The sequence below is a fragment of the Pseudomonas sp. B2021 genome, from assembly GCF_018135665.1.
GTDB classification, from domain to species: domain Bacteria; phylum Pseudomonadota; class Gammaproteobacteria; order Pseudomonadales; family Pseudomonadaceae; genus Aquipseudomonas; species Aquipseudomonas lactis.
This window is the reverse complement of the sequence record NZ_SMOF01000001.1, coordinates 1209285-1236174: the sequence shown is the minus strand read 5'-3', so window position 1 is coordinate 1236174 and position 26890 is coordinate 1209285. Positions and strand designations below refer to the sequence as shown.

The 26890-nt window shown below is 60.9% G+C and carries 22 protein-coding genes and 1 other RNA gene; 8 read left to right on the top strand and 15 right to left on the bottom strand.

The genetic code is table 11. From position 1 onward, the window contains the following. Position 1: 1 nt before the first annotated feature. The 9 genes from mraY to rsmI all read right to left on the bottom strand — a co-directional run bounded on the left by mraY (position 2) and on the right by rsmI (position 9019). The gene (gene mraY, locus E1K68_RS05535; RefSeq protein WP_003188670.1) at positions 2–1084 is read right to left on the bottom strand and encodes a phospho-N-acetylmuramoyl-pentapeptide-transferase; all 1083 of its coding nucleotides are present in this window, start codon (positions 1082–1084) and stop codon (positions 2–4) included. Then, entirely contained in the window at positions 1084–2454 is a 1371-nt protein-coding gene (gene murF, locus E1K68_RS05530; protein ID WP_003188669.1) for a UDP-N-acetylmuramoyl-tripeptide--D-alanyl-D-alanine ligase, read from the bottom strand. Before murF ends, mraY begins: the two co-directional genes overlap by 1 nt. Next, the gene (locus tag E1K68_RS05525) at positions 2447–3910 is read right to left on the bottom strand and encodes a UDP-N-acetylmuramoyl-L-alanyl-D-glutamate--2,6-diaminopimelate ligase (RefSeq protein WP_034134891.1); all 1464 of its coding nucleotides are present in this window, start codon (positions 3908–3910) and stop codon (positions 2447–2449) included. The genes murF and E1K68_RS05525 overlap by 8 nt, the downstream gene beginning before the upstream one ends. Then, positions 3910–5652 (bottom strand): penicillin-binding protein 2, encoded by a 1743-nt coding sequence (locus E1K68_RS05520; RefSeq protein WP_019816949.1) that lies wholly within the window; start codon positions 5650–5652, stop codon positions 3910–3912. Before E1K68_RS05520 ends, E1K68_RS05525 begins: the two co-directional genes overlap by 1 nt. Then, positions 5652–5945, bottom strand: a complete 294-nt coding sequence (gene ftsL / locus E1K68_RS05515; RefSeq protein WP_003188663.1) for a cell division protein FtsL — start codon at positions 5943–5945, stop codon at positions 5652–5654. The genes E1K68_RS05520 and ftsL overlap by 1 nt, the downstream gene beginning before the upstream one ends. Continuing rightward, positions 5942–6883, bottom strand: a complete 942-nt coding sequence (gene rsmH, locus E1K68_RS05510) for a 16S rRNA (cytosine(1402)-N(4))-methyltransferase RsmH (protein ID WP_087149552.1) — start codon at positions 6881–6883, stop codon at positions 5942–5944. The genes ftsL and rsmH overlap by 4 nt, the downstream gene beginning before the upstream one ends. A gap of 2 nt (positions 6884–6885) precedes the next feature. Beyond that, a complete protein-coding gene (mraZ, locus tag E1K68_RS05505; RefSeq protein WP_003171868.1) occupies positions 6886–7341 on the bottom strand; it encodes a division/cell wall cluster transcriptional repressor MraZ in 456 nt (151 codons plus the stop codon). 355 nt (positions 7342–7696) lie between these two features. Next, positions 7697–8050, bottom strand: an RNA gene (rnpB, locus tag E1K68_RS05500) — RNase P RNA component class A. Positions 8051–8146: 96 nt separating this feature from the next. Further along, the gene (gene rsmI, locus E1K68_RS05495; RefSeq protein WP_034134890.1) at positions 8147–9019 is read right to left on the bottom strand and encodes a 16S rRNA (cytidine(1402)-2'-O)-methyltransferase; all 873 of its coding nucleotides are present in this window, start codon (positions 9017–9019) and stop codon (positions 8147–8149) included. A gap of 209 nt (positions 9020–9228) precedes the next feature. Here rsmI and E1K68_RS05490 point away from each other — a divergent pair, with 209 nt between their 5' ends. The 4 genes from E1K68_RS05490 (at position 9229) to E1K68_RS05475 (ending at position 12676) form a co-directional block, all read left to right on the top strand. Then, positions 9229–11040, top strand: a complete 1812-nt coding sequence (locus tag E1K68_RS05490; RefSeq protein WP_212613850.1) for a penicillin-binding protein activator — start codon at positions 9229–9231, stop codon at positions 11038–11040. Further along, positions 11040–11411, top strand: a complete 372-nt coding sequence (locus E1K68_RS05485) for a YraN family protein (protein WP_003188656.1) — start codon at positions 11040–11042, stop codon at positions 11409–11411. Before E1K68_RS05490 ends, E1K68_RS05485 begins: the two co-directional genes overlap by 1 nt. A 93-nt stretch (positions 11412–11504) precedes the next feature. Continuing rightward, complete coding sequence (locus tag E1K68_RS05480; RefSeq protein ID WP_186651830.1) at positions 11505–12098, top strand: phosphoheptose isomerase; 594 nt, start codon at positions 11505–11507, stop codon at positions 12096–12098. After that, positions 12095–12676: a BON domain-containing protein gene (locus E1K68_RS05475; RefSeq protein ID WP_003188655.1), complete on the top strand. Its 582-nt coding sequence runs from the start codon at positions 12095–12097 to the stop codon at positions 12674–12676. The genes E1K68_RS05480 and E1K68_RS05475 overlap by 4 nt, the downstream gene beginning before the upstream one ends. Positions 12677–12882: 206 nt before the next feature. Here the strand turns inward: E1K68_RS05475 and E1K68_RS05470 are convergent, their stop codons facing one another. Together E1K68_RS05470 and E1K68_RS05465 are read right to left on the bottom strand one after the other, a co-directional pair. Then, on the bottom strand, positions 12883–13656 hold the full coding sequence (locus E1K68_RS05470; RefSeq protein ID WP_003188654.1) for an OmpA family lipoprotein: 774 nt from the start codon (positions 13654–13656) through the stop codon (positions 12883–12885). 178 nt (positions 13657–13834) lie between these two features. Continuing rightward, positions 13835–14479, bottom strand: coding sequence for an MBL fold metallo-hydrolase (locus E1K68_RS05465; RefSeq protein WP_003188651.1), 645 nt, complete (start codon positions 14477–14479; stop codon positions 13835–13837). 155 nt (positions 14480–14634) lie between these two features. Between E1K68_RS05465 and E1K68_RS05460 the strand changes: the two genes are divergently transcribed. The 4 genes from E1K68_RS05460 to E1K68_RS05445 are packed head-to-tail and all read left to right on the top strand — an operon-like array spanning position 14635 to position 18068. Then, positions 14635–15225 carry a paraquat-inducible protein A gene (locus E1K68_RS05460; RefSeq protein WP_034134888.1) on the top strand — a complete coding sequence of 197 codons (591 nt, stop codon included), beginning with the start codon at positions 14635–14637 and terminating at the stop codon, positions 15223–15225. Continuing rightward, entirely contained in the window at positions 15222–15866 is a 645-nt protein-coding gene (locus E1K68_RS05455) for a paraquat-inducible protein A (protein WP_003188648.1), read from the top strand. Before E1K68_RS05460 ends, E1K68_RS05455 begins: the two co-directional genes overlap by 4 nt. Beyond that, positions 15847–17496, top strand: coding sequence for an MlaD family protein (locus E1K68_RS05450; RefSeq protein ID WP_003188647.1), 1650 nt, complete (start codon positions 15847–15849; stop codon positions 17494–17496). The genes E1K68_RS05455 and E1K68_RS05450 overlap by 20 nt, the downstream gene beginning before the upstream one ends. Before the next feature lie 14 nt (positions 17497–17510). Next, positions 17511–18068, top strand: a complete 558-nt coding sequence (locus E1K68_RS05445) for a PqiC family protein (protein ID WP_034134885.1) — start codon at positions 17511–17513, stop codon at positions 18066–18068. 9 nt (positions 18069–18077) lie between these two features. Here the strand turns inward: E1K68_RS05445 and E1K68_RS05440 are convergent, their stop codons facing one another. The 4 genes from E1K68_RS05440 to E1K68_RS05425 all read right to left on the bottom strand — a co-directional run bounded on the left by E1K68_RS05440 (position 18078) and on the right by E1K68_RS05425 (position 26360). Next, positions 18078–20807, bottom strand: a complete 2730-nt coding sequence (locus tag E1K68_RS05440; RefSeq protein ID WP_057710937.1) for a LuxR C-terminal-related transcriptional regulator — start codon at positions 20805–20807, stop codon at positions 18078–18080. Positions 20808–21078: 271 nt separating this feature from the next. Beyond that, positions 21079–22443, bottom strand: a complete 1365-nt coding sequence (locus tag E1K68_RS05435; protein ID WP_003188642.1) for a DUF1329 domain-containing protein — start codon at positions 22441–22443, stop codon at positions 21079–21081. 42 nt (positions 22444–22485) lie between these two features. Then, positions 22486–24345, bottom strand: a complete 1860-nt coding sequence (locus E1K68_RS05430; protein ID WP_003188640.1) for a DUF1302 domain-containing protein — start codon at positions 24343–24345, stop codon at positions 22486–22488. Positions 24346–24677: 332 nt separating this feature from the next. Further along, a complete protein-coding gene (locus E1K68_RS05425; RefSeq protein WP_003188638.1) occupies positions 24678–26360 on the bottom strand; it encodes a fatty acid--CoA ligase in 1683 nt (560 codons plus the stop codon). Positions 26361–26890 lie beyond the last annotated feature (530 nt).

The window sequence follows — 26890 nt, the reverse complement described above, 5'->3', positions numbered from 1 at the left end:
TCTACCTCAGTTTCAGGGTGGCAAGGCCGACCAGTACCAGAATCACGGTGATGATCCAGAAGCGGACAATCACGCGTGGCTCAGGCCAGCCCTTGAGTTCAAAGTGGTGGTGAATCGGCGCCATGCGGAACACGCGGCGCCCGGTCAACTTGAAGGACGCGACCTGGATGACCACCGACAGGGTTTCCATCACGAACACGCCGCCCATGATGAACAGCACGATTTCCTGGCGAACGATCACCGCGATGGTGCCCAAGGCCGCGCCCAGCGCCAGTGCGCCGACGTCGCCCATGAAGACTTGTGCCGGGTAGGTGTTGAACCACAGGAACCCCAGGCCGGCACCGATCAGCGCGCCGCAGAACACGATCAGTTCACCAGCGCCCGGTACATAAGGAATCAACAGGTATTCCGCGAATTTCACGTTACCCGACAGGTAGCAGAAGATGCCGAGCGCGCCGCCCACCATCACCGTCGGCATGATCGCCAGGCCGTCGAGGCCGTCGGTCAGGTTCACCGCGTTGCTGGAGCCGACGATCACGAAGTAGGTCAGCACCACAAAACCAACACCCAGCGGGATGCTCACGTCCTTGAGCATCGGGATGATCAAGGTGGTTTCCACGGCACTTGGCGCGGTGGTGTACAGGAAGATCGCGGCGGCCAGGCCGAACACCGACTGCCAGAAATACTTCCAGCGGCTTGGCAGCCCCTTGGAGTTTTTCTCGATCACTTTGCGGTAGTCATCCACCCAGCCGATGGCACCGAACAGCAGGGTCACCAGCAGCACCACCCACACGTAGCGGTTATGCAGGTCGGCCCACAGCAAGGTGCTGACGCCGATGGACGACAGAATCAGCGCACCGCCCATGGTGGGCGTGCCGGACTTGGACAGGTGCGACTGCGGGCCGTCGTTACGAACCGATTGACCAATTTGCAGGTTCTGCAGGGTGCGGATCATCCACGGCCCTAAAAACAGCGACAAAGACAGCGCGGTCAGCACACCCAGGATCCCGCGCAGGGTCAGGTACTGGAAGACCGCGAAGCCTTTGTGGAACTGTTGCAGATACTCAGCCAGCAGCAGCAGCATTAATGTTTCTCCGTACTTGAGCCACACAAGGCTGCGACGACGTTTTCCATCACCGCGCTGCGCGATCCCTTGATCAAAATGGTTGTGTGTGTGTCATGTTCAGCCGCCGTCAACGCCTGGATCAGCTCGGCCTGGCTGGCGAAGTGCCGCGCGCCAGGGCCGAAAGCGTTGACCGCATGGGCCATGTTCGTACCAACGGCGTAGAGCGCGTCCACTTTGCCGGCGGCATAGGCGCCGACTTCACGGTGGCCTTGTTCAGCCCAATCGCCCAGTTCGCCGATGTCGCCCAGTACCAGGACCTTGCGCCCATCAAAGCCTTTGAGCAGGTCCACAGCGGCATTGATGGAGGACGGGTTGGCGTTGTAGGTGTCATCGATCACGCGCATGCCGTTGCCAGCCAGTTGCGCCACGGTGCGGCCCTTGACTGGCTGCACCGCGCCCAGGCCTGTGGCAATACCGAACAGCGACACACCCAGGGCATGGGCGGCAGCGGCGGCGGCCAAGGCGTTGGCGACGTTATGGTTGCCTAGCAAATTCAACTGCACGTGCTCATCACCTTGCGGGGTGTGCAAGGTGAAAGACGGGCAGCCACGGGCATCGACATTGATGTTGGAGGCGTAAAAATCGGCTGCGGCATTGAGCACCGCAAACGTCAGGACCTTGCGACCGGCGGCGCGTACATGCCAGGTCTCGAAGGCCTTGTCATCCAGGTTCAGTACCGCAGTGCCCGAAGCGTCGAGGCCTTCAAGGATTTCGCCCTTGGCTTCGACGATTTTTTCCGGGCCGCCGAACTCGCCGACATGGGCGGTACCGGCGTTATTGATGATCGCCACGTGCGGCTGGGTCAGCGCCACGGTGTAGGCGATTTCGCCGATGCGCGAAGCCCCCAGTTCGATCACTGCCGCCGTGTGTTCCGGGGCCAGTTCGAGCAGGGTCAGCGGTGCGCCGAAATCATTGTTCAGGTTGCCACGGGTCGCGAGTACCGGCCCGCGCGTGCGCAAGACGCCGGCAAGCAGTTCCTTGACCGTGGTCTTGCCGCTGGAACCGGTAATGGCCGCCACCGGCTTATCAAAAGCGGCGCGGTTAAGCGCGCCCAGTTGGCCCAGGGCCAGGCGGGTGTCGGCTACCAGCAATTGCGGCAAGGCGGAATCGGCCACTTCACGCTGTACCAGGGCACCGACGGCACCTTTGGCGGCAACGTCGTTGAGGTAGTCGTGGCCATCGAAACGCGGGCCGGCCAGGGCGACAAACAGTTGCCCCGGCTGGATGTTACGGCTGTCGATACTCACGCCATTGAATGTGCAGTCGCTCGACAGCACACGGGCCGACAGGGCCTGGGCCAGCTCGCTGAATGTCATCGCTTTAAGCATGGGCGACCTCCCAGGCGGTCAGGGCGTGATCCGCCTCGACCAGATCGGAGAAGGCATGGCGCTCACCGTTGATTTCCTGATAGTCCTCGTGGCCTTTACCCGCGAGCACCACTACGTCGTCCGCGCCGGCACTGGCGATCAGCTGGGCAATGGCGGCGCCGCGACCAGCCACAAACGTGACCTTGGAGGCGTCTTTGAAACCGACACGGATGTCGTCGAAAATCTGGCTTGGGTCTTCGCTGCGCGGGTTGTCGTCGGTGACGAGTACGCCATCGGCCAAGCGCTCGACGATCTCGGCCATCAATGGGCGCTTGCCGCGATCGCGATCACCGCCACAACCGAACAGGCACAGCAGCTTGCCCTTGGCATGTGGGCGCAGGGCTTCGAGGACTTTTTCCAGGGCATCCGGAGTGTGGGCGTAATCGACCACCACCAGCGGTTGTGTGCCGCCACCCAGGCGCTGCATGCGACCGGCCGGGCCTTCCAGCTTCGGCAGTACCCGCAGGATTTCATCCAGGGCGTAGTCCAGGCCCAGCAGTGCACCGATAGCGGCGAGCACGTTGCTCAGGTTGAACCGCCCGAGCAAGGTGCTGCGCAAGTGGTGCTCGCCCTGCGGCGTCACCAAGGTGGCACGCACGCCTTCGTCATTGAATTGGGCTTCGCGGCAATACAGGTAGGCGCTGGCATCTTGCAGGCTATAGCTGATCAAGCGCGCGTCGCTGTCTTGGCCCGCCAGTTGGCGGCCAAACGCGTCGTCGAGGTTGACCACCCGGCACTTCAGGTCATTCCAGGCAAACAGCTTGGCCTTGGCGGCGGCGTACGCTTCCATGGTGCCGTGGTAGTCGAGGTGATCGCGGGACAGGTTGGTCATCACCGCCACGTCAAAGGCCAGGGCAGTGACTCGCCCTTGGTCCAGACCGTGGGAAGACACTTCCATGGCAACCGCCTTGGCGCCGGCCTTTTTCAGGTCGGCCAGGGTCGCTTGTACGGCAATCGGGTTTGGCGTGGTGTGCAGGCCGCTTTGCAGCGCGCCATAGAAACCGGTGCCCAGGGTGCCGACGATGCCGCAGTGCTGACCCAGCAGGTCCAACGCCTGGGCGACCAATTGGGTCACGCTGGTCTTGCCGTTGGTACCCGTCACGCCCACCAGGTTGAGTTGGCGGCTCGGGTCACCGTAGAAACGCCCGGCGATGTCAGAAAGCTGCGCAGCCAGGCCCTTGACCGGAATCAACGGCACATCGGTGATCGGCAGCACGGTGGCGCCTTGCACTTCATAGGCAACCGCCGCCGCACCGCGTTGCAGGGCATCGGCGATATGCGCACGGCCATCGAGCTTGCCGCCGGGTACCGCCAGGAACAGGTCACCGGCGCGCACATTACGGCTGTCCAGAGTCAGCTCACGAATCAGCAGATCGTGGCCGGCATGGGCAAAAATCTTGTTCAGGCTAAGAGACATCAGCCGCGCCCTCCATTGGCTTTGACCGCTGCGGCCGGTGGGCCGGCGTTGGCTTGTTGAGTCGGCGGCAGGTTGTCCGGCGTGATGTTCATCAGGCGCAGGGTGCCGGACATCACTTTGCTGAACACCGGGGCCGAAACCAGGCCACCGAAGTAGCCGGCTTTACTAGGCTCGTCGATGACCACGACGATGGCGTAGCGCGGGTCGCTCATTGGGCCGAAGCCGGCGAACAGCGATCGGTAGGAGTTTTCGGCATAGCCTTTGGTGCCCACCGAAGTCTTACGCGCCGTACCCGACTTGCCCGCAACGTGGTACGCCGGCACCTGGGCGCGGAATACGCCACGCGGTGCCTCGATCACTTGTTGCAACATGCCTTGCATGGTCTTGGCGACGTTTTCCGGGATCACTTGGGTGGCTTTTGGCGCTTCGTCGACATGGATCAGGCTCAGTGGAACCATGCGGCCGTTATTGGCCAATACCGAGAAAGCGTGGGCCAACTGGATGGCGGTCACCGACAGGCCGTAGCCGTAGGACAGCGTGGCAGTCTCGGCTTTTCTCCATTCGCGGTAGTTCGGCAGGTTGCCCACGCGCTCACCTGGGAAATCGAGGCCGGTGGGTTGCCCCAGGCCGATTTTTTGCGCCAGGTGATAGATCGTTTCACCGCCAATGTCGAAGGCAACCTTACTCATGCCCACGTTACTGGAGTTGATCAGGATGCCTGTCAGATCCAGCACCGGACCTTCAGTGCGGGATACGTCACGAATAGTGTATTTGCCCAACTGCAAGGTGCCTGGATAAACCTCGACCTTGTCGCTAGGTTTCCAGCGCCCGGTTTCCAGGGCAGCGCTCATGGAGATGGCTTTCATGGTCGAACCCGGCTCGAACACGTCGATCATTGCGCGGTTACGCATCATCGCCGGTTGCAGGTTGCGACGGTTGTTGGGGTTATAGGTCGGCTGGTTGACCATGGCGAGGATCTCGCCGGTCTTCACGTCCATGATCACCAGGCTGCCGGCTTTGGCGCCGTTCTCGATGATCGCGTTACGCAGTTCGCGGTTGGCCAGGTATTGCAGGCGCAAATCGATCGACAACGCCAGAGGCTTGCCAGCCTTGGCGTTCTTGGTGACCTGGACGTCCTTGATCAGCCTGCCGCGCCGATCCTTGATGACCTGGCGTTTGCCCGGAACCCCAGCCAGCCATTCGTCATAGGCCAGTTCGACCCCTTCGCGGCCGTGGTCATCGATGTCGGTGAAACCCACCATGTGCGCGGTGGTTTCACCGGCCGGGTAGAAACGCCGAAATTCCTCGATACCGTAGACACCGGGGATTTTAAGGTCGAGCACTTGCTGGCCTTGCTCAGGGGTAAGCCCGCGCACCAGGTAGATGAATTCTTTGTTGGCCTGGGCTTCCAGGCGCTCGGTCAGGGCCTTGCGGTCTTGCCCCAGGGCAGCCGCCAGTTCAGGCCACTTGTCCTTGGCAACTTGCAGTTCCTTGGCGTTGGCCCACAGGGTGGTCACCGGGGTACTGACGGCCAGGGGCTCGCCATTACGGTCGGTGATCAGGCCGCGGTGTGCAGGAATCGGAATATGCCGCAGGCTGCGGGCGTCACCCTGGCCGATCAGGAAGTCGCGGTCGACGACCTGCAGGTCGAAGATGCGCCAGACGATCGCGCCCACCATCAATGCCAGCAAGCCGAGCATCAGGCGGAAGCGCCACGGGTAGAGTGCCCCTTCGAGTTTCATCATGGCGCCACCATGCGGACTTCAGCCGCGCCAGGGATGTGCATCTTCAGCTGTTCGGTGGCCAGCACTTCGATACGGCTGTGGGCCGTCCAGGTGCTTTGCTCAAGGATCAACCGGCCCCACTCTGCCTGGGCTTTATCACGCACGCTCAATTCCCCGTACAGGGTATTGAGCAACTGACGGTTCCAGTGGGCGCTGTAGGACACCGCAATCGCGGACACCAGCACGCCGACAAACAGCAGCAACATAAAGAAGCTGCCGCCCGGGAGGGGCTTGGCGAAAAGCTTGCTCACCGCAACTTCTCCGCAACACGCATGACGGCGCTACGGGAACGTGGGTTGGCCTTGAGTTCGGCTTCGGAAGCGAACTGCGCTTTGCCATGGATTTTGATTTTCGGCACAAAGGCTTCGAAACGCACCGGCAGGTTACGCGGCAGGTTGTCGGATTCGCCCTTGACCAGACGACGCATGAAGAGTTTGACGATGCGGTCTTCCAGGGAGTGGAAGCTGATCACCACCAGGCGACCGCCCACTTCCAAAGCATCCAGAGCGGCTTCGAGGCCGGCTTCCAGATCGCCCAATTCGTTGTTGACGTGAATGCGCAGGCCCTGGAACGCACGGGTCGCCGGGTTCTTGCCCTTTTCCCAGGCCGGATTGGCGACCTTCAGCACTTCGGCCAGGTCAGCGGTGCGTTCGAACGGCTGGATTTCGCGGCGCTCGACCACGGCACGCGCCATGCGCCCGGCGAAGCGCTCTTCACCATATTCCTTGAACACACGGGCGATTTCTTCCACCGGTGCGGTGGCGATGAACTGTGCAGCACTGACCCCACGGGTAGGGTCCATGCGCATGTCGAGGGGGCCGTCGTTCATGAAGCTGAAGCCGCGCTCCGGGTCATCGAGCTGCGGCGAAGACACGCCCAGGTCGAGCAGAACCCCGGCCACCTTGCCCGCCATGCCGCGCTCGGCAACTTCGGCGCCCAGCTCGGCAAAGCTGCGCTGCACAACGACAAAGCGGCCGTCTTCGGCCGCTAGCGCTTGCCCGGTGGCAATCGCTTGAGGATCTTTGTCGAACCCGAGGAGTTTGCCGTCGGACCCGAGCTGGCTGAGTATCAACCGGCTATGCCCGCCCCTGCCGAATGTGCCATCGACATAGCAGCCATCGGCACGTACGGCGAGAGCCTCAACGGCTTCGTCAAGCAGTACGGTGATGTGGTTAAAGCCGCTATCAATAGTCACAGGATCAAATCACGCAGTTCATCAGGCATGGCGCCCGGTTGTTGAATAGCAGCCAGGTCCGCTGCAGAAACAGCATCCCAGGCATCTTCGTCCCACAATTGGAACTTGTTCAGTTGGCCTACCAGCATTGCGCGCTTGTCCAGCTTGGCGTACTCGCGCAGTCGCGGAGGCACCAGGAAACGACCGCTGCCATCGAGTTCAAGGTCGACGGCATTACCGATCAGCAAACGCTGAAGGCGGCGGTTTTCTTCTCGCAATGAAGGCAGCGCGCGCAACTTGGTTTCAATCAACTCCCACTCGTCGAGGGGGTAAACACACAAACAGGGGTCAACGGCGTCAATCGTGATGATTAACTGCCCTGAACTTCGCGAAATGAGCTCGTCACGATACCGGCTCGGCATGGCGAGACGGCCTTTTGCATCGAGACTGATAGCGTTAGCTCCGCGAAACACAGATGCGTTTCTCCAAATTTTAGCGTTTTACGTTCAAAAAACCCACTTTGTGCCACTTTCCGCCACTTGCGCACACTATAGGAATGCGCCCACCACACCGTCAAGGCGCGTATTCAAGGAAAAGCCTTACAGAACGGAGATTTAGGAAGGTAAAGGGAGGAGAAACGAGAGTTTTGCGATGTTTTTGACTCAACAACAGCAAACAGCTCAAAGAGCTAGGGCTTAAAGTTAAAGTGTTTTATTAAGAGTAAGATTTTTTTGGTATTACGAAGATGCATCTGCCAATGATTTGGCAGGGAGGGATTCTTGCGTTACTACCGGGTTTGCGCACGAGATTCGAACGCAAGGAGAAAAGGTGGAGAGTCGATCTGTAAGCCGGGTTCTGTCTTGAACAGTCATTCGTCTACGATGGCCATCACTGGACATCTTTAGCAACCTACCCGGTCCCAGCGCGGGCCACGCCTTGGGACCCTATTTGGTCTTGCTCCAAGTGGGGTTTACCTAGCCACGAACTGTTGCCAGTCGTGCGGTGCGCTCTTACCGCACCTTTTCACCCTTACCGGCACCGAAGTGCTTAGGCGGTTATTTTCTGTGGCACTTTCCGTAGGCTCACGCCTCCCAGGCATTACCTGGCACTTCGCCCTATGGAGCCCGGACTTTCCTCCCCCCCCTAATTTTCATAGAGGGCAGCGACTGTCCAATCGACTCTCCGCCGCGAAGGTTAACGGCACGGCGGCTTGAGGACAAGTATTAAAAGTGCAGCATTGCCATCACGTTCAGACGAAATACAGTTTTGGCCCCGGAACTATTCGGCCTTCTGTTTATCGAGCGCGACCTGATACAACACATTCTTGCGCACCCCGGTAATTTCGGCAGCCAGGGCGGCGGCGCGCTTGAGTGGCATTTCCTTGAGCAACAAATCGAGGATGCGCATGGCCTCGCTGCCCACCGCGTCTTCACTCTCCGGCGCGGTCCAGCCGGCTACCAGCACCACGCATTCGCCGCGCTGCTGATTGCTATCGCCCTCGACAAACGCCCGCAACGCCTCCAGCGGCAGCCCCTTGAGGGTTTCGAAGGTCTTGGTCAACTCCCGGGCCAGCAAGGCCAGGCGCTCGCCGCCAAACACCAGCTCCATGTCTTGCAGGCATTCAAGAATGCGATGCGGGGCCTCATAGAAGATCAAGGTGCGCGGTTCTTCTTTAAGTGCCTGCAGACGCGCCCGACGCCCTACAGCCTTGGCGGGCAGGAAGCCTTCGAAGATAAAGCGGTCCGAGGGCAACCCGGCGGCCGATAATGCAGCAATCAGCGCGCAGGCTCCTGGAACAGGCACTACATTGATACCAGCGGCGCGCGCCTGGCGGACCAGGTGGTAACCAGGGTCGGAAATCAGCGGCGTGCCCGCGTCAGAAATCAGTGCGACGTCATCACCCGCCAAAAGGCGCGTGATGAAGCGGCTACCCTCTTCACGTTCGTTGTGTTCGTGGCAGGCCGCTAATGGCGTGCTGATACCAAAATGCTGCATCAACCGTTGGGAGTGCCGCGTGTCTTCTGCCGCGATCAATTTCACCTCGCGCAACACCTTCAGCGCCCGGGCACTGATGTCGTCCAGGTTGCCAATGGGCGTCGCCACCACAAAAAGCGAGCCTGCAGTGGAATTCAAAGGACCTGGAGCAGTCAAAGCGCACACCTCGATGGTTGGCAAAAGTCACATTGTAGCGCGTAGAAGCCTTGAAAATATGCCATCACGGCCGATGCCGTTTCAGCCACCGTCAGCTACTGGCAACATTTGCACGACCTAAATCCACGGTTTAACGCCATGAACATCGCGCCTGGGCCAGTGCTTGGGTACACTTCCACGCTAATTTGATCGGTATCAGGAACACTTACATGATCGCTTGCCTGCGGCTGCTCTCCGTCCTCTGCCTCGCTGCCTTGCTGGCCGCTTGCGCCAGTTCGCCCTCCTCCAGTCTTGGCGAACTGCCACGCACGCCCGATGCCAGTATCGAGCAACTGCTCGAACAGGCGACGAACGCCAAGACGCCAGAAAAAGCCGCGTTGCTGCGCCTGAGCGCGGCAGACCTGGCCTACCAGCAGAACAATCCCGGCCGCTCCTCGCAGATCCTTGCGCAAGTGCCCCTGGATGCCCTGAAGCCAGCCGCGCAAGTATTTGCCAGCACCCTGGCCGCAGAACTAGCCATGGGGCGCAACCAGCCCAAGGCGGCCTTGGCAGCGCTGAACCACCCCAGCCTGCAAAGCCTGAAGGAACTGCCGACCGACCAGCAGATCCGCACCGGCACCGTGCATGCACGCGCCTATGAAGCCGACGGCCAGACCCTCGCCGCCGCTCGTGAGCGCGTGGCCATGGCGCCCCTGCTGACGGGTGAGGCTGCCAGCAGCAACCACGAAGCCATTTGGGTATTGATTGCCGCGCTGCCAGCCGAACAGCTGCAAGCCACCGGCAACCCGACACTCGATGGTTGGATCACCCTGGCCCAGGCGGTCAAGGGCGCCGGTACGCTGGAGCAACAACAAGCCGCCATCGACACCTGGCGCGCGCAGAACCCGGGCCACCCGGCGGCGGTGCAACTGCCAGCGCCGCTGACCAAGCTCAAGGAACTGGCCAGCCAGCCCCTGAACAAGATCGCCCTGCTGCTGCCCCAGGAAGGCCCGCTGGCCGCTGTGGGCAAAGCGCTGCGCGAAGGCTTCATGGCGGCTCACTACCAGGCTGAGCAAGCCGGGCAAAAGCCACCGGTTATCGAGTTCTATGACAGCTCGCGCCTGACCTCCCTCGACGACTTCTACGCCAAGGCCCAGGCCGCCGGCGTGCAACTGGTGGTCGGCCCGCTGGAAAAACCGCTGGTCAAGCAACTCAGCGCACGCCCGCAGTTGCCGATCACCACCCTGGCCCTGAACTACAGCGAGACCGATCAAGGCCCGGCGCAGCTGTTCCAGTTCGGCCTGGCCGCTGAAGACGAAGCCCGCGAAGTATCGCGCCGAGCGCGTGCCGATGGCCTGCATCGCGCCGCCGCCATGGTGCCCCGTGGCGAATGGGGTGAGCGCGTGTACAAGGCGTTCCGCCAGGATTGGGAAGCCAATGGTGGCACCGTCATGGGCGTGGAATATGTCGATCAGCCTGTGGCCCTGGCCCAGCAGATCGCCGATCTGTTCCAACTGCGCAAGAGCGAAGGCCGCGCCAAGAGCCTGCAAAGCACGGTCGGCACCGACGTGGCCGCCCAGCCTTCGCGTCGCCAGGACATCGAGTTCATCTTCCTGGCCGTCACGCCGCAACTGGCCCAACAGATCAAACCGACCCTGAACTTCCAATACGCCGGCGATGTGCCGGTGTACGCGACCTCTCACGTGTTCAGTGCCAGCGGTGACCGCAACCAGTACCTGGACATGACCAATGTCATGTTCTGCGAAACCCCTTGGCTGCTTAACACCACCGACCCGCTGCGCAACCAAGTCGCCGCACAATGGCCGCAAGCCAATGGCAGCCTGGGCCGCCTCTATGCGATGGGCGTGGATGCCTACCGCCTGGCGCCACGCCTGGGCCAGCTCAAGGCACTGCCGGACACTCGTGTCGACGGCCTCTCGGGCAACCTGGGCATCAGCGCCAACCAGCGCGTCGATCGCCAGATGCCGTGGGCGAAGTTCGTCGGCGGCGACATTCAGCGCCTGCCTGATACCCCACGCTGATGCCCGAGCGGTCCAGCGCACAAAGCGGCAAGGATGCCGAACTGCATGCACTCAATTACCTGCAACAACAGGGTCTGCGCCTTCTGGCGCAGAACTGGTTATGTAAACGCGGCGAGCTTGATCTGGTCATGCTTGACGGCGATACAGTAGTATTCGTCGAAGTCCGCTACAGAAAACACGCACAATGGGGTGGCGCGCTCGCCAGTATCGACGGGCGCAAGCGTCAAAAGCTGATACTCGCCGCGCAGTTTTTTCTGCAAAAAGAGCATCGCTGGGCTGACTGCCCCTGCCGTTTCGATGTGGTTGCCATGGAAAGCACCCCGTCAGGCACAGCTGATCTGACCTGGCTCAAAAATGCCTTCGACAGCTGATTCGCCGGGCACCTTCACCACTCATTTTTGCTCTTTGCTTTGCGGGCTGCACATTACCTGTGCCAAACAGCCGCGCTACTTAAGGTCACACAGATGGACATGCAATCCCGAATTCGCCAGCTTTTCCAGGCCAGCATCGACACCAAGCAACAGGCGATGGACGTACTTGCACCGCACATCGAGCAAGCCAGCCAGGTGATGGTCAATGCCTTGCTCAACGAAGGCAAAATGCTTTCGTGCGGCAACGGTGGTTCGGCCGGCGATGCCCAGCATTTTTCCTCCGAGCTGCTCAACCGCTTCGAACGCGAGCGCCCGAGCCTGCCGGCTATTGCCTTGACCACCGATTCGTCGACGATCACTTCGATTGCCAACGACTACAGCTACAACGAAATCTTCTCCAAGCAGATCCGCGCCCTCGGCCAGCCCGGCGATGTGTTGCTGGCGATTTCCACCAGCGGCAACTCGGCCAATATTATTCAAGCGATCCAGGCCGCACATGATCGCGAAATGATTGTCGTAGCCTTGACCGGTCGCGACGGCGGCGGCATGGCGTCGCTGCTGCTGCCTGAGGACGTGGAGATTCGCGTCCCGGCCAATATCACTGCACGTATCCAAGAAGTTCATCTGCTGGCGATCCACTGCCTGTGCGATCTGATCGACAGCCAACTGTTCGGGAGTGAAGAATGACCGTTAATCGCCTCAGTCTTTTGGCCATCACGCTGTGCGTCGCCATCAGTGGCTGCAGCTCGGCTATCACCGCTACACGGGACACCCCTATCCAGGATGACCGGGGCACACGTACGTTCGGCAGCACCATTGATGATTCGCTGATCGAAACCAAGGTGAAGGTCAACGTCGCCAAGGCCGCTACCGACCTGGGCAACGGTGCCTCGCGCATTGTAGTGACCAGCTTCAATGGCGTGGTCCTGCTGGCAGGCCAAACGCCCCGCGCCGATCTCAAGGCCCAGGCCGAGCAAGCCGCCGCCGGCGTGCAACGCGTCAAGAAGGTCCACAACGAACTGCAGGTCATGGACCCGATCACCCTGCTGGCCATCAGCAACGATGCCTTGCTGACCACCAAGATCAAGGCTCAGATGCTGACCGACAGTGCGGTGCCTGGTTCGCGGATCAAGATCGTCACCGACAACGGCATCGTCTACATGATGGGCTTGCTGACCCAGGCCGAAGCCACCCGCGCCGCCAACCTGGTGCAGGGCGTGTCGGGCGTACAGAAGATTGTGAAGGTGTTCGAATACATCGACTGATGTAGATCGAAGGTGCCTGATCGTTCCCACGCTCTGCGTGGGAACGCATCCCGTGACGCTCCGCGTCACCGCACACGCTTCAGCTTTTGCGCCAAGAGTAGGACGCGGAGCGTCCGAAGGAGCGGGCATTCCCACGCAGAGCGTGGGAACGATCAAAAAAGGGCGCCGTGCATTGACTGCACGGCGCCCTTTTTAGTGTTTAACGTTTACTGGTATTGCTGGTACGGGTTGCCCTGGAACTGGTTGTTCTGCTGTGGCGCCTGCTGCTGGCCCGCAGGTTGGCCGTATTGCTGGCCAGGGATCGGGCCGAGGTTGACCTCGACACGACGGTTCTGGGCACGGCCGTTCACATCGCCGTTGCTGGCAATCGGGTTATCCGGGCCGGCACCGCGTGCGCTCAGGTTGGCACCGTTGACGCCTTGGGAGGTCAGGTAGTTGGCCACGCTCTGCGCACGGCGCTGGGACAGGTCCATGTTCAGTTGACGGCTACCGGTGCTGTCAGTGTAGCCAACGATCTGGATGGTGTTCTGGTTGAACTGCTTGAGGGAGTTGGCCAGGTTGTTCAGCGGCTGGTAGAAGCTGCTGGAGATCGCGTCCGAGTTGGTGGCGAAGGTAATGTTACCCGGCATGATCAGCTTGATCTGGTCACCCTGGCGCTGCACCTCAACCCCGGTGTTGGCCATGCTTTCACGCAGTTTTTTCTCTTGCTGGTCGGCGTAGTAGCCATAACCTGCCGCACCGGCACCCGCAACCACCGCGCCAATCAGCGCGCCCTTGCCACGGTTGTTATGGTCGATGGCCGCACCGGCCAATGCGCCAGCCAGCGCACCGAGGCCGCCGTATTTGGCGGTTTTGCTCATGCCGCTTTCGGAACCATTGCTGGCCTGTCCCTGGCTGCCGTCATAAGGGTTAGGTGAGGCGCAGCCAGACAACAGGGCTACGGCGGTAGCGACAACAAGCAGACGACGCGGAGTGAACATGAAGGAAGCTCCTACTTTTGCATTCTGTGATGCAGAGGACATTGGCAATGGACCTGTGCCGAGTTTGGAACGCGACAAACGGTAAAAATTCCGTGGAGGGGTGCGTAAAGCATAGCTGTCTTTGGCTTGGGTCTGTGCCTGTGTGTCTGTACCGGCTTGTATCAGAGCCGACAACCCATCACGCACGCACGAAAGGATTCTCCCGCATCTCATCGCCCAGCAACGTATCCGGCCCATGCCCAGTGACCACCGTCGCGCCTTCATCCAGCGTATACAGGCGCTGCTTGATCGACCGCACAATCGTCGCCTGGTCGCCGCCCCATAAATCCGTACGTCCTACCCCGCGACGAAACAAGGTATCGCCGGCGATCAACAGCTTGGCGTCGGCAAACCAGAAACTCATCGAGCCCGGTGTATGCCCAGGAGTATGCAAGGCTACGCCACAACCGCAGGCAAGTTCTTCGTCATGCTCCAGCCAGCGATCCGGAGACGGCACCGGGACGTAGGGCACGCGAAACATCTGGCATTGCATTTCCAGGTTGTCCCACAGAAATTGATCCTCTTTGTGCAGGTGCAGCGTGGCGCCGGTCTTTTCTTTCAATTGCCCGGAGGCCAGGAAATGATCAAGGTGAGCATGGGTGTGGATAATGCTCACCACCTTCAGGCCCAGTGCATCAAGGCGCGCCAGGATCAACTCGTGATTGCCGCCAGGGTCGACTACGATGGCTTTTTTAGTGATCGGGTCGCCAATGATGGTGCAGTTGCACTGCAACGGCCCGACGGGAAAGGTTTCGCGAATCAACGGTTGTTTTTCAATAGTCATGGGTGTCCTGCAAGCTCTCTGGCGCGTTCCAAGTGCAGTATGGTGTAGCTTGCCTCTGCGCGGGAAGGCGTCGATTGCGCGATCTATCCGCTGCTAAGCTACACACGCGCCATTGAAATCCCCCGCTGCAGTCAGTCGCATTTGGAGCAACACCCATGGCGAATCAACAGATCATCTGCGAACACTGCGACTGCGTGTACGAGAAAGTCACGCTCGCCAAACATCAGAAAGCCCTGTGCGTACGTTGCTCGGGCGTGCTGCAGCGCTATAACGGCCTGTCGGTGCAACAACGTCTGGCCCTGACGGTGACTGCCGCAGTGCTGTGGACCTTTGCCAACTTTTACCCGGTGATGAGCATCAGCCTGCAAGGCTTGAAAAACAGCGCCACCCTCTGGGACTCAGTGGTTGCACTGAGCCTGGGGCCAATCACGTTCATTGCACTGGTGGCAGCGATCTCCATCATTATCGCCCCGGTGTTTCAGCTAGCGTTGCTGATCTGGGTGCTGAGTTTCGCCTTGGCCGGCCGGCGCTCGCCAGCGTTCAAGCTGTGCATGCGCTGGCTCGAAGCGCTCAGGCCTTGGAGCATGCTGGAGGTGTGCCTGCTGGGCGCGATGGTCGCGGTGTTCAAGCTGGCCGGCATGCTGGATGTGATCCCTGGCACCGGCCTGTTTGCCTTGGCCGCCCTGAGCCTGTTGCTGATCCGCATTGCCGGGCGCGATGTGCGTGACCTGTGGGACACCGTATGAATTCACCGCCCACCGCTCGCGAGCTGAACCTGTGCCTGTGCCACACCTGCGGCCAGCCCTGCGACATGCGCCTTGAACCCACCGAGTGCGACCGCTGTGGCGCCGCGCTGCATCGGCGCAAGGTGCAGTCCCTGACCCGAACCTGGGCCTACATGCTCACTGCCCTCGCCTTTTATGTCCCGGCCAATTTATTGCCGGTGATGAACACCACCATGCTCGGCTCGGGCGCAGACAGCACCATCATGAGCGGCGTGCTGGAGTTCTGGCAGCATGGCGCCTGGGACATTGCGCTGATCATTTTCATCGCCAGCATTGCCGTGCCGGGCATCAAGTTCTTGTCGCTGGGGCTGCTGCTGGTCACCGTGCAGCGCAATAGCCAGTGGGCGCGCAAGGAGCGTTCGAAGCTGTTTCGGTTTATCGAACTGATCGGCTACTGGTCGATGCTCGATGTCATCGTGGTCGCCCTGGTGGCCGCGCTGGTGAAGTTTCAAGCCCTGGGCACGATCGAACCGCGCCTGGGTATTCTGTTTTTTGGCCTGGTGGTCGTGTTTACGATGCTCGCGGCCATGAGCTTTGATCCCCGGCTAATCTGGGAAAACCCACCTAACGAGGAGACCTCGGATGAGCTCATCCAAGGCTGACACCCCTGCGGGGCAACCCGTGATCAAGACGCGTCGTTTCAGCGTTTCGCTGGTCTGGATCGTGCCGATTGTCGCCGTGCTGGTGGGGATCTCGCTGGTGATCCACAGCGTCATGCAACAAGGGCCGACCATCGTCCTCAACTTCAAGACCGGCAGCGGGCTGGTTGCCAACAAAACCGAGGTCAAATACCGCAACGTGGTGATCGGCCAGGTAACTGCCGTGGCCCTGAGTGATGACCAGAAAAGCGTCAACGCCACCGTCGAGCTGGTCAAACAGGCCGAAAGCTTCACCCGCGAAGATTCGAAATTCTGGGTGGTGCGCCCGCGCATTGGCGCAGGCGGCGTGTCGGGCATCGACACGTTGTTGTCCGGCGACTACATCGGCGCAGACATCGGCCAGTCCGAGACCCGCGCCAAGCACTTTACCGGCTTGGAAAACCCGCCGCCCATCACTTACGGCGAGCCGGGCAAGCGCTTCACCCTGCACACCCAGGCTCTGGGCTCCCTGGACATCGGCTCGCCGGTCTATTACCGCAAAATCCCGGTGGGCCAGGTGGTGGCCTATGAGCTGGACAACGAGGGCAAGGGCGTGAATGTCGAGATCTTCGTGCATGCGCCCAATGACGTGTACATCACTGAGAACACGCGGTTCTGGAACGCCAGTGGCGTCGACTTGAGCGTTGGCGCCAATGGCTTCGCGCTGAAAACCGAATCCTTGTCGTCCATGTTGATGGGCGGGATCGCCTTCCAGGCGCCGCCCTACAACCCCAATGACAAACCGGCCGAAGAAAGTCGCAGCTTTGAGTTGTTCGAAGACCAGCAAAGCGCCCTCGCCCCACCCAACGGCAAGGGCCAATACATGGTCCTGCGTTTCGATCAGGCTCTGCGCGGGCTGAAAGTCGACGCACCGGTGGAGTTCCTTGGCGTGGAGTTCGGCAGGGTTGTATCGATCAACCTGGATTTCGATGCGAAGAAACGCACCTTCCCGGTCAATGTCGGCATCGTGATCTACCCGCAACTGCTCGGCGAGGCCCACACCAAGCTGCTCAAGGCCATGAACAATAACCCTGACGATGAGGCCGCCGGCGTACGCCTGATTGGTACCTTCATCGAAAACGGTCTGCGCGCCCAGGCCCGCAGCGGCAACTTGCTGACTGGCCAGCTGTACATCGCCCTGGACTTCTACCCCAAGGCCGAGAAAGTCGCGTTCGACCCGAACCAGCGACCCGTGGGCATCCCCACCATCCCGGGCAACCTGGAACAACTGCAAGAGAAGTTCGAAGGCATCGTCAACAAGATCAGCCAACTGCCTGTCGAGCGCATTGCCGGCAACCTCGATGCCAGCCTGGTCGAACTGCGCAAGGGCCTGGCGCAATTCAACGCCAAGACACTGCCGGGTGTGCAGACGACCTTGACCGACGTGAGCAAGACCCTGCAATCGGCCAGTTCAACCCTGGCCGAAGACTCGCCACAGCGTGAACAACTGACCCAGACCCTCGACGAGTTGGGGCGCATGTCGCGCTCCCTGCGCGAGCTTTCGGATTACCTGGGCCGGCATCCGGAGTCGCTGATTCGCGGCCGCCCCGATAACGCCGCACCGACGGACCTGCAAGGGCCACCCCGCAAATGACCATTGGAGCCGCCATGACATTGCCGTTGAAGATCACGTTGCTGAGCGCCCTGCTGATGCTCGGTGCCTGTCGCAGTGAACCCATCGCCTTTCACACCCTGACCCCGGCACACTTGAGCCCGAGTACGCGAGCAGAGGCCGGCGGTGTACGCATTGAGAGCATCAGCGTGCCGCCTCAGGTCGACCGCGCGCAGATAGTGATTCGCCAGGGCGACAGCGGCCTGGCGATTCTTGAAACCCAGTGGTGGGCGGCCACCCTCGCCGATGAGCTTAAGAGCGCCCTGGTGGACCAGTTGGCCAGCAGCAATGCCCGGCAAGCCGTGGCGTTGCGCGTGGACGTGCAGCGCTTTGACTCGGTACCGGGGCAGTACGCGTTGCTCGATGTGCGCTGGCGCCTGAGGCAAATCAATGGCGACCGTCCGGCGTTGACCTGCCGCACCACTTTGCAGTCGCCTGCCGGGCCGAGCATCGACGAACTGGTGGTGGCGCACCAGAACAACCTCAAGCGGTTCGCGGCGCTGATCAATCAGACCGTCGACACTTCACTCAAGGGCTGCCCGACCGCGCCTTGAGCCACGGGCTCAGGCCAGCAAGCCCATGGACTTGGCCCGCGCGACTGCCTGGGTACGACGCTCCACGCCGAGCTTGCTGTTGATGTGGCTGGCGTGGGTCTTCACCGTGTGCAGGGAGATGAACAGCTGATTGCTGATTTCCTGGTTTGAACAGCCTTGGGCAATCAGCTGCAGCACTGCCAGCTCTCGGGTGCTCAGGGTTTCCTGTTGAGGTGAGGCTTCAACCGCAATGACTTGGGGCAGCAGCGCCAGCAAGCTCTGGTTGAGCAGCCCATGGGAGTCCTTGCCCAGCTGCTCGCGCATCCACTGGGGGTAACCCTCCAACACGCGTTGAAACGGCTGCAACGCACCGCCCGAGCCGGCTTGCAGGGCACGGGCCAATACCGGCCTGGCCTTAGCCTCCTGGCCATTCTCCAGAAGCAACTGCACCTGCTGGACCAGCGCCATCAGGGCAATCATCTGGCGCCCGCTGTCATGGGCCTGCTGGGCCAGCGCTTCGAGGCGTTGCAGCGCACTGTCGGGTTGATGGCGAGTGGCATCGAGCGCGGCTTGTTGCAGCTCGATATGTTGCGGCAGGTGCGGATGAAACTCGGGGGCGGCCGCGGCGTGCTCGCCGTTGTAGGTCTGCCCCAGGCGGGCCAGCCAGGCGTCGGCCAGGTCAGTGCGACCCTGGGCCAGCCACAGCTCGCATTTGATCAGGGTGATCATCGCCAGGTAATAGATCGGCGGCACATCCCAGATGTGCATCAAGCGCTCGGCCTCGGCCAGTTCGGCAAAGGCATTGGCAAACTCCCCACGCCGCCCTTCGAAACTGGCGATGACACAGTGCCCGATCAGCACACTGATATCGCGGCAGGCGCGGGCCTCGGTCAGGCCGGCGCGCAAACGCGCAAGGCCGGCTTCGGGCTGGTAACGCACCAACAGCAGGTAACCTTCGTAAAGCGACAACCGTGCGCGCACGGCATACAGGCGCTGGGGTGCCAGCCCATGCAGGCGCTCCAGGCCTTGGCGAACTTCATCCAGAGAACGCAGGATCTCACCTCGCGACTGCAACACCCGCGCTCGGTCGTAATGGGCCAAGGCCTCAAACAAGGGGTTACCGACGCGCTGCGCCAGTTCCAGAGATTCGCGGTTCAGGCCACGGGCGCGCCACAGGTCGGCATCGGCGATTGCCAGGTTGGACAGAGTCGAGAGGCACACCAGGCGCTGGCCGTAACGCTTTTGCGGCAGGCTTTCCAACGCCTCTTGGCAATAGCGCTGAGTCAGCTCACGGTCTCCGCGCCCACGGGCAATGATCCCGCTCAGCGCCAACCATTGGGCCAACATGGATTTTTGCGCGGTGGCCGATGGCGCCGGCAGGAAGCGGCTGAGGTAACTGGACAGTTCCTGCGCCGCATCCAGTTGGCATGCGAGCCCCAGCGCCCAGCTGTACAGCACGATCAAACGCGGCGTGCTGATCAGCAAGCTGTCGGGCAGGTCCATCTTCCAGCGCAGCAGCATGCCGATGTTCTGCTCTGCCAGCAGTTGCTCTTCGGACAGGTTCTGCACCAGGTTCGCCGCCACATCCAGGTGCCCGGCCCGCAGCGCCTGCTCCACCGCCTCGTCGATCAAGCCCTGGGCGTTAAACCAGCGACAAGCGCGCAAGTGCAAGCTGGCCGGCGGCAAGGTGGCACTCTTCTCGCGGCGGGTGCGCAGCAGATCGGAGAACAAATGGTGATAGCGGTACCAGTGCCCTTGCTCATCCAACGGCACCAGGAACACTTGATGAGCCTGCAGATAACGCAGGATTTCTGCGCTGTCATGGGCCTCTCGGATGGCGTCGCACAGTTCGCTGCAAAAGCGCTCCTGCGGTGCGGTGTCGTACAGGAACGCTTGCACTTCTGCGGGAAGGCAGTCGATGACTTCTTCGAGCAGGTAATCGCGAATCAGCCCTTCGCCACCGTGCAGGCTTTGGGGCAAGGCGCCCTCACTGCCCGCTTCGGAGGCCGCCAACAGCCAGAAGCGCAGGCCGGCGACCCAGCCCTCGCTACGGCGGATCAGGTTTTCCAACGCCTCACCGCGCAACGCATTGCCGTGTCCATCCAGCACCGCCAGGGATTCATCGTGAGTCAGGCGCAGGTCTTGCTCATGCAGTTCCAACAGGTGCCGCGACAGGCGCAGGCGTGCCAGGTGCCAGTCCGGACGCTGCCGGCTGGTGACCAGCACCACCAGTCCATCAGGCAAATGGTTGAGGAAAAATTGCAGGCAGCGATCCAGCACCGGGCCCTGGGCCAGGTGATAGTCATCCAGCACCAGCAATAACGGCGAACGCGCAGACAGGTGCATGGCCAGCTCGTCGAGCAGGCCATCGAGCCATTCTTCGAAGGCAAAGGGTTGGTGACGCTGGCGCATTTTCAGCAAGCCCATGGATTGGGCGCCGAGTTGCGGGAAATACTGTTGCAAGCCGTCGAGCAGCCGCTCCAGGAAACGGCCGGGGTCACTGTCCCTTGGGCTCAGGCCCAACCAGAGGCTTTGCCACTGAGCTGGCAAGCCCTGGCAAAACTCCACCGCCAACGAACTCTTGCCAAACCCAGCAGGCGCGCTGACCAGCAACAGTCGCCCCTCCAGGCCCGCATTCAGCCGTTCGCACAGGCGTGGGCGCAGCACGTAGCCGTCAGGCAGCGGCGGCCTGTAGAAGCGGCCTTCCAGGGTCGGCATCACCACACTGGCAGGCCCATGGGTTCGGGACAGATCAGTCATCGCCGGGCTCTTGTAGAAGGCTGTTGTCGGCATTGCAGATGTCCGCAGACTAGCGGTAAAAGCGGCGGGATTGTAGATCTTTGCAACAAATGGCTGAAAAAGAACTGCGACAAAAAATATCTCTTCCAGCCACCAAGAAAGAAGTAGGAGCGAGCTTGCTCGCGAAGGGCTCAAAAACAACGCGCCCATTCAGGATGGGCGCGTGAGGCGTGACGCAGAGCGTCACAGGAAGCGCTCCCACGCAGAGCGTGGGAGCGATCATTAGCAGAGGTTAGCGAACACCGTCCTGGCGCAGGGCCGCTGGGGTGAAGTCGCTGGTGCTGGCGGTGAAGCCAAAGTCATAGGCCTGCTTCTCTTCGTTCTTCATGCCCAAGGCCAGGTAGCGGCCGGACTGCAGGTCGTAGAGGGTTTCCAGGGCGTACCACGGCACTTGCTTGTCGTAGTAGTTCTCGGCATGGGCTTCGGCGACACGCCACAGTTGGCCACGACCGTCGTAGTGGTCGATCACCGCGGCTTGCCAGGTGTCTTCGTCAATGTAGAAGTCACGCTTGGCGTAAATGTGGCGCTGGCCTTCCTTCAAGGTGGCGACCACGTGCCAGACACGGCGCAGCTCGTAGCGAGCCAGGTCCTGGTTGATGTGGCCAGCCTTGATGATGTCGGCGTACTTGAGCTTGGGATCGTCGACCTTGTAGCTGTTGGAGGCGATGTAGATTTCTTTCTTGCCTTCCAGCTTCCAGTCGTAGCGGTCCGGCGCACCGTTGTACATGTCGAGGTTGTCGGAAGTGCGCAGGCCATCGGCGGCGGTGCCCGGCCCGTCATAGGAGACTTGGGGCGCCCGACGCACGCGGCGCTGACCGGCGTTGTAGACCCAGGCCGACCGCGGTTCTTTGACCTGGTCCAGGGTTTCGTGCACCAGCAGTACACCACCGGCCAGGCGCGCTGGCGCAGTCACTTGCTGCTTGAAGTAGAACAGCACGTTGCCTGGGTTTTTCGGATCGAAGTCCTTCATCTTGTCGCGGAACACGAACTGGTCGCGGAAATACACCAGGCTGTAGGAACCGTTGGTTTGCGGGGTGGCCTGGGTGACCAGGCGGGTGACGCTGCCGCCGCGGTAACGGGTGATGTGGTTCCAGATCACTTCAACGCCGCTCTTGGGAATCGGGAACGGGACGGCGGTTTCGAAGTTTTCCAGGCCGTTGCCGCCGGACACCAGGTTGGTGGTGGTGGCGTTTTTCTTGATCGAGGCAAACACCTCAGCCGGCACGGTGGCACCGCGATGGGTCGGGTACACCGGCATCTTGAAGCTGTCCGGGTAACGCTTGAACATCGCGTATTGCCCGGGGGCCAGCTTGTCTTTGTATTGCTCGACGTTCTGCGCGGTGATGGTGAACTGCGGTTGCTCGCTGGCATACGGGTTGGCGAGGAAACCACGGGCGTCGACTGCGCCGGCATTGGTCGGCAATGGCGACCATTTTGGAATGGTGCCAGCCGCGTTACCCGCCATCTCGGCGCCCATCGGGGTCAGGGTCGTGCCGAGCTTGGCGGCTTCATCTGCCGAGACTGCCGCCATGACGTTACTCGCCAGGATCGACAGCCCAAGCACACCCACGTGCAACAGACTTTTTGTTATTTTCATGCTCTGGTCTTCCTGAATACATGCCACTTGAAAAGAGTGTGCTTAGAAGTTGGCGCCGAAGCTCAAGGCGACAAAGTCGCGGTCATCCACGGTGCTGAACTTGCCACCAAAGAAGTTGGTGTACGCCAGGCTCGCGGTGTAGGTGTTCTGGTATTCGGCATCCAGGCCCAGGCTGACCGCCTTGCGACCTTCTTCAAAGTTGCCGCCAGGGCCTGGCGAGTAACCTTTGACGTCATGGGACCAGGCCACGTTAGGCTTGAGGTTCACGCCCGCGAACACATCCGGGTATTCCCAGATGGCACGGGCACGGTAGCCCCAAGACGTTGCAGTGGTGTAACCGTCGTTATTGCAGTTGGTGTTCAGGCCGGCAGCGTTGGGCAAGCCGGCGCCGTTGGCGGTGGAGTTGTTGAGGGCGTTGCAGAACCCACCTGGCAACGTGCCTGGGCCGAACACTGGGTCGCGGCCGTAACGAGCCTGGGATTTGCTTTCCAGGCCGCCCACGTGGGTCACGCCGATTTCACCGACGGTGGTGAGGCGGCTGGCGCCCATGACCTGGTCGAAGAAGTGCGTGAAGGTGGTCTGGAACTGGGTGACTTCCTTGCGGTTGTAGCCGTGCAGGTCCTGGCCCGGCGTGCCCTTGAGCACAGACGCATTGCCAAAGCCTGGGATCGGCGTGACACCGGCGAACAGAATGTCAGTGGTGCTCAACTGCACCGGCGCATTCGGACGGTAGCTCAACTCACCACTCCAGGCGGTGCCGGTAGGCAAGGTGGTGGAGAAGCTCAGGCCGTAGAGGCGGATATCTTCCGGGTACTCGACGAAGTAATTCGAGCTGCCCGCCACGATCAACGGCCGCAAGGCTCCCAGTGGCCCCAGCGGACGCGTGTAGGCCGCCGATGGCGCGCCCTGTGCACTGAAGATCGGCGCACGGCTATGGTAGTTCATGAAATACGCGCCGAACTCAGTATCCAGCGGTTCGAAGTTGTAGCGCATGGCCACGCCGAACTGGCCGCTGTCGCGTGCATCACGGTCCGGCCCACGGCGCACCAGCACGCCTTCGCTGTTGACGTCCACACCCAAGGCCCCCAGGGTCGGCAGGGCGGCGGCAGGAATGGTGGAACGCTTGTTCAGTACCCGCAGGTTATTGCTGCAACCATCGGAGATCACGTCCGGCTGCGAGAAGAAGGTGCCGCAGTTATCGGTCACGGTCTGGTCCCACTCCAGCTGGTAAAACGCCTCGGCCGACAGGTTGTCGGTGAGCGACTGGGACACGTAGAACATGTTCACCGGGATCAAGCCTTCCTTGATCTCGGCCCCCGGACGACGAAACGCCGACACGTCGATCGGGTTGATGGAGTTGATGCCGCCACCGATGAAGGTACTTTCGCCCCAGCTCACCACCTGCTTACCAAAACGCACGGAACCCGGCGCATCGGCAATGGAATAGTTGTGGTAGACGAATGCGTCGAGAATCTGCCCGCCCGAAGACTTGGCGCCCTCTTTGCGGTTGTTGTCGCTGATGTCCTTGAACGGACGGCTTTCGTCCTTGAGTTCGAAGTCGTACCAGTACTTGCCCCGCACAAACACACCGGTGTCGCCGTACTTCAGTTCCAGGTCGTGGATGCCCTTGAAGATCTTCGAGAAGGTCTCGCCGCGCTTGAAGTTCAGGTGGCCGTCATCGGAGGTCTGGGACAGGCCCTTGCCGCCGTTGTTGGCACCGATCAGGTCACGATTGGGTTTGGCCGTGGACCAGCTCGCCCCCACGGAAAGCGACGAGTCAAAGCTCCCTTCGATTTCACCAATGTTGAAACTGACGCCGAATGCCGGCCCGGCGAGCGTAGAAGCGAGGCTGACGGCCAGGGGCAGTCTTGCCCGGCGCCAGAACTGGTTTACTGAGGTCATCGACGCTACTCCATGTGCATATTTTATTGTTATGGCAGTGAGCCCTTTCTTCAGATGTAACGGCCGGGATACAACGATTCCAATGCCGCATCGCCACCGAGCCTCCATGGCTCGAAGCGCAACATCCGCGAAAAACTCTGAAAGGGACTATAGCCAGAGGGGGGTAGTGCTTGATCCCTCTAAAGTGTGATTTGCATCACCAACCTGTCTGCCACAACCCTTTCGCCACGCCGACGAAGGTCGACGCGGGAAGGATGGCTGAAATTCGGCAAATCACAAGTAAAGGCTTGATATAGAGCATTGCCGCGCCCGAACGGGCGCGGCGAGAGGGCTTAGAGCGTGGACAGGAACGTGCTGTTGTTGGCCTGCCATTCGATGATGTCGACACGGATACGTTTCTTGTCGAGCTTGCCGACACTGGTCTTGGGAATTTCAGTAACAACGGCGATCTGGCTCGGGATCGCCCACTTGCTCAAATGGCCCAGCTCGACAAAAGGCTTGAGGTGTTCCTTGAGCTCTCGCGCATCGATCACATGCCCTTCACGCACCACCAACAGCGCGAAGGGACGCTCGCCCCATTGCGGATCGGCAATGCCTACCACCGCCACTTCCCGCACCGCCGGGTGGCGGCTGACCAGGTCTTCCAGAGCCAGGGAAGAGATCCATTCGCCGCCGGTCTTGATCACATCCTTGATGCGGTCGCGGATATCAATCACGCCGAAGGCATCCAGCGTGGCCACATCACCGGTGTGCAACCAACCACCGGCCCAGAGTTCGGTGCCCTTTTGCGGTTCTTTGTAGTAACCCTCGGTCAGCCACGGCGCGCGCAGCACCAGTTCGCCCTGGGTTTCGCCATCGGCGGGCAGGAAATGACCGTCAGTGTCCATGATTGCCGCCTCAACCAACGGGCCCGGCACACCGGCCTTGATGCGGTAGGTGGTGCGCTCATCTTCGCTGCCGGCCATCAACTCATCATTGAGGTGAGCGCAAGACACCAGCGGCCCGGTCTCGGACATGCCATACGCGGCGGTCAGTTGAATGCCCCGAGCCTTGGCGGCTTCGTACAGCGAACGGTTGAGGGCGCTGCCGCCGATGACGATTTTCCAACCGCCGAAATCCACGTTCTGCGCAGCCTTGGCGTTGAGCACCATTTGCAGGATGGTCGGCACACAGTGGGAGAACGTCACCTTCTCCTTGCGCCACAGTTCTACCAGGTATTCCGGGTCGTAGCGGCCAGGGTACACCTGCTTGAGCCCGAGCATGGTCGCCACATACGGCAATCCCCAGGCGTGTACGTGGAACATCGGCGTGATCGGCATGTACACGTCGTTGGTGCCCAGCAGCCGCACGCTGTCGACGCTGCCCATGATGGTCGCCACGCCAATGGTGTGCAGCACCAGTTGCCGATGGGTGAAGTACACACCTTTGGGGTTACCGGTGGTGCCGGTGGTGTAGAAGGTGGTGGCGACCGAGTTTTCGTCAAAATCCTCGAAGTCATAGCTGGGGCTGGCGGCGGCCAGGAGGGTTTCGTACTCACCGACAAGATTGGGTAGCTCGGCGGTGTGGGTGTCACCATCGGTAATCAACAAGGTCTTGTCGACGGTAGTGAGCTGCCCGGCAATCGCCTGGTAGAGCCCCACGAACTCACTGTTGACCAGCACAAAGCGGTCTTCGGCGTGGTTCATGGTGTACAGAATCTGCTCCGGCGACAGCCGCACGTTAATGGTGTGAATCACCGCGCCAATCATCGGGATGGCGAACATGCACTCCAAGTAACGGTGGCTGTCCCAGTCCATCACCGCCACGGTATCACCGGCCTTGACCCCGGCTTCAGTCAGCACATTGGCCAGGCGCGCAACGCGCTCGATCAGCGTGGGGTAGCTGTAGCGCAGCTTGTCGCGATAGATAATTTCCCGGGTCTTCTCGTAGCGAGTCCCGGACATCAACAGGCGCTTGATCAACAGCGGATATTGGTACGCACCTTCGGCGGGCGGGATAACACGGGTCTGCAACATAAGAATCCCTTTAATGACTGCACGGTCTTGGCTTGAAGACCTGCACTGTAGAGCGCTTATGTTTCAGCCAAATCAGCCAAAGGAATGATTTGCAGGAGCCAGCAAATGCTAGCGTTACGCCATTATCCAGACGTCATTGCGTTCCAGCAATCGACGGTAACCACGATGCGAAGCGAGCCGCTCTTGATCTGCTCTTGATCTGCTTTTGATCTTGATCTCAAGCGCCCCGTCAAACCACGCTGGCCGGAATTCGACAGTGATTTGGGGGGTAAACCGGCAGGGATGCCGGTTTAGCCGCCCCGCGCCATGGATGGCGCGTGGCGGCGCCCCCCCAAATCACTGGCGGATTACGGGCACACCGAGCCTAGGCGAGGTGCCGAGTGGTGGGGCAAGAGCGTTTTGCTTACTTTTGCGCTTTTCAAAAGTGAGCCGCTGTCAGAGCGGAACCCTAAGCGGCCGTTACCGCAGCAATGGATATGTACACAATCCAACCGTGTTGACTGCCAGCCCGCCTTCGCGAGCAAGCCCGC

What these genes read in the sequence shown, in the direction of transcription:
- mraY (WP_003188670.1), bottom strand. Translation starts at nt 1,084, where the DNA reads ATGCTGCTGCTGCTGGCTGAGTATCTGCAACAGTTCCACAAAGGCTTC.
- murF (WP_003188669.1), bottom strand. Translation starts at nt 2,454, where the DNA reads ATGCTTAAAGCGATGACATTCAGCGAGCTGGCCCAGGCCCTGTCGGCC.
- E1K68_RS05525 (WP_034134891.1), bottom strand. Translation starts at nt 3,910, where the DNA reads ATGTCTCTTAGCCTGAACAAGATTTTTGCCCATGCCGGCCACGATCTG.
- E1K68_RS05520 (WP_019816949.1), bottom strand. Translation starts at nt 5,652, where the DNA reads ATGAAACTCGAAGGGGCACTCTACCCGTGGCGCTTCCGCCTGATGCTC.
- E1K68_RS05490 (WP_212613850.1), top strand. Translation starts at nt 9,229, where the DNA reads ATGATCGCTTGCCTGCGGCTGCTCTCCGTCCTCTGCCTCGCTGCCTTG.
- E1K68_RS05485 (WP_003188656.1), top strand. Translation starts at nt 11,040, where the DNA reads ATGCCCGAGCGGTCCAGCGCACAAAGCGGCAAGGATGCCGAACTGCAT.
- E1K68_RS05480 (WP_186651830.1), top strand. Translation starts at nt 11,505, where the DNA reads ATGGACATGCAATCCCGAATTCGCCAGCTTTTCCAGGCCAGCATCGAC.
- E1K68_RS05475 (WP_003188655.1), top strand. Translation starts at nt 12,095, where the DNA reads ATGACCGTTAATCGCCTCAGTCTTTTGGCCATCACGCTGTGCGTCGCC.
- E1K68_RS05470 (WP_003188654.1), bottom strand. Translation starts at nt 13,656, where the DNA reads ATGTTCACTCCGCGTCGTCTGCTTGTTGTCGCTACCGCCGTAGCCCTG.
- E1K68_RS05465 (WP_003188651.1), bottom strand. Translation starts at nt 14,479, where the DNA reads ATGACTATTGAAAAACAACCGTTGATTCGCGAAACCTTTCCCGTCGGG.
- E1K68_RS05460 (WP_034134888.1), top strand. Translation starts at nt 14,635, where the DNA reads ATGGCGAATCAACAGATCATCTGCGAACACTGCGACTGCGTGTACGAG.
- E1K68_RS05455 (WP_003188648.1), top strand. Translation starts at nt 15,222, where the DNA reads ATGAATTCACCGCCCACCGCTCGCGAGCTGAACCTGTGCCTGTGCCAC.
- E1K68_RS05450 (WP_003188647.1), top strand. Translation starts at nt 15,847, where the DNA reads ATGAGCTCATCCAAGGCTGACACCCCTGCGGGGCAACCCGTGATCAAG.
- E1K68_RS05445 (WP_034134885.1), top strand. Translation starts at nt 17,511, where the DNA reads ATGACATTGCCGTTGAAGATCACGTTGCTGAGCGCCCTGCTGATGCTC.
- E1K68_RS05440 (WP_057710937.1), bottom strand. Translation starts at nt 20,807, where the DNA reads ATGACTGATCTGTCCCGAACCCATGGGCCTGCCAGTGTGGTGATGCCG.
- E1K68_RS05435 (WP_003188642.1), bottom strand. Translation starts at nt 22,443, where the DNA reads ATGAAAATAACAAAAAGTCTGTTGCACGTGGGTGTGCTTGGGCTGTCG.
- E1K68_RS05430 (WP_003188640.1), bottom strand. Translation starts at nt 24,345, where the DNA reads ATGACCTCAGTAAACCAGTTCTGGCGCCGGGCAAGACTGCCCCTGGCC.
- E1K68_RS05425 (WP_003188638.1), bottom strand. Translation starts at nt 26,360, where the DNA reads ATGTTGCAGACCCGTGTTATCCCGCCCGCCGAAGGTGCGTACCAATAT.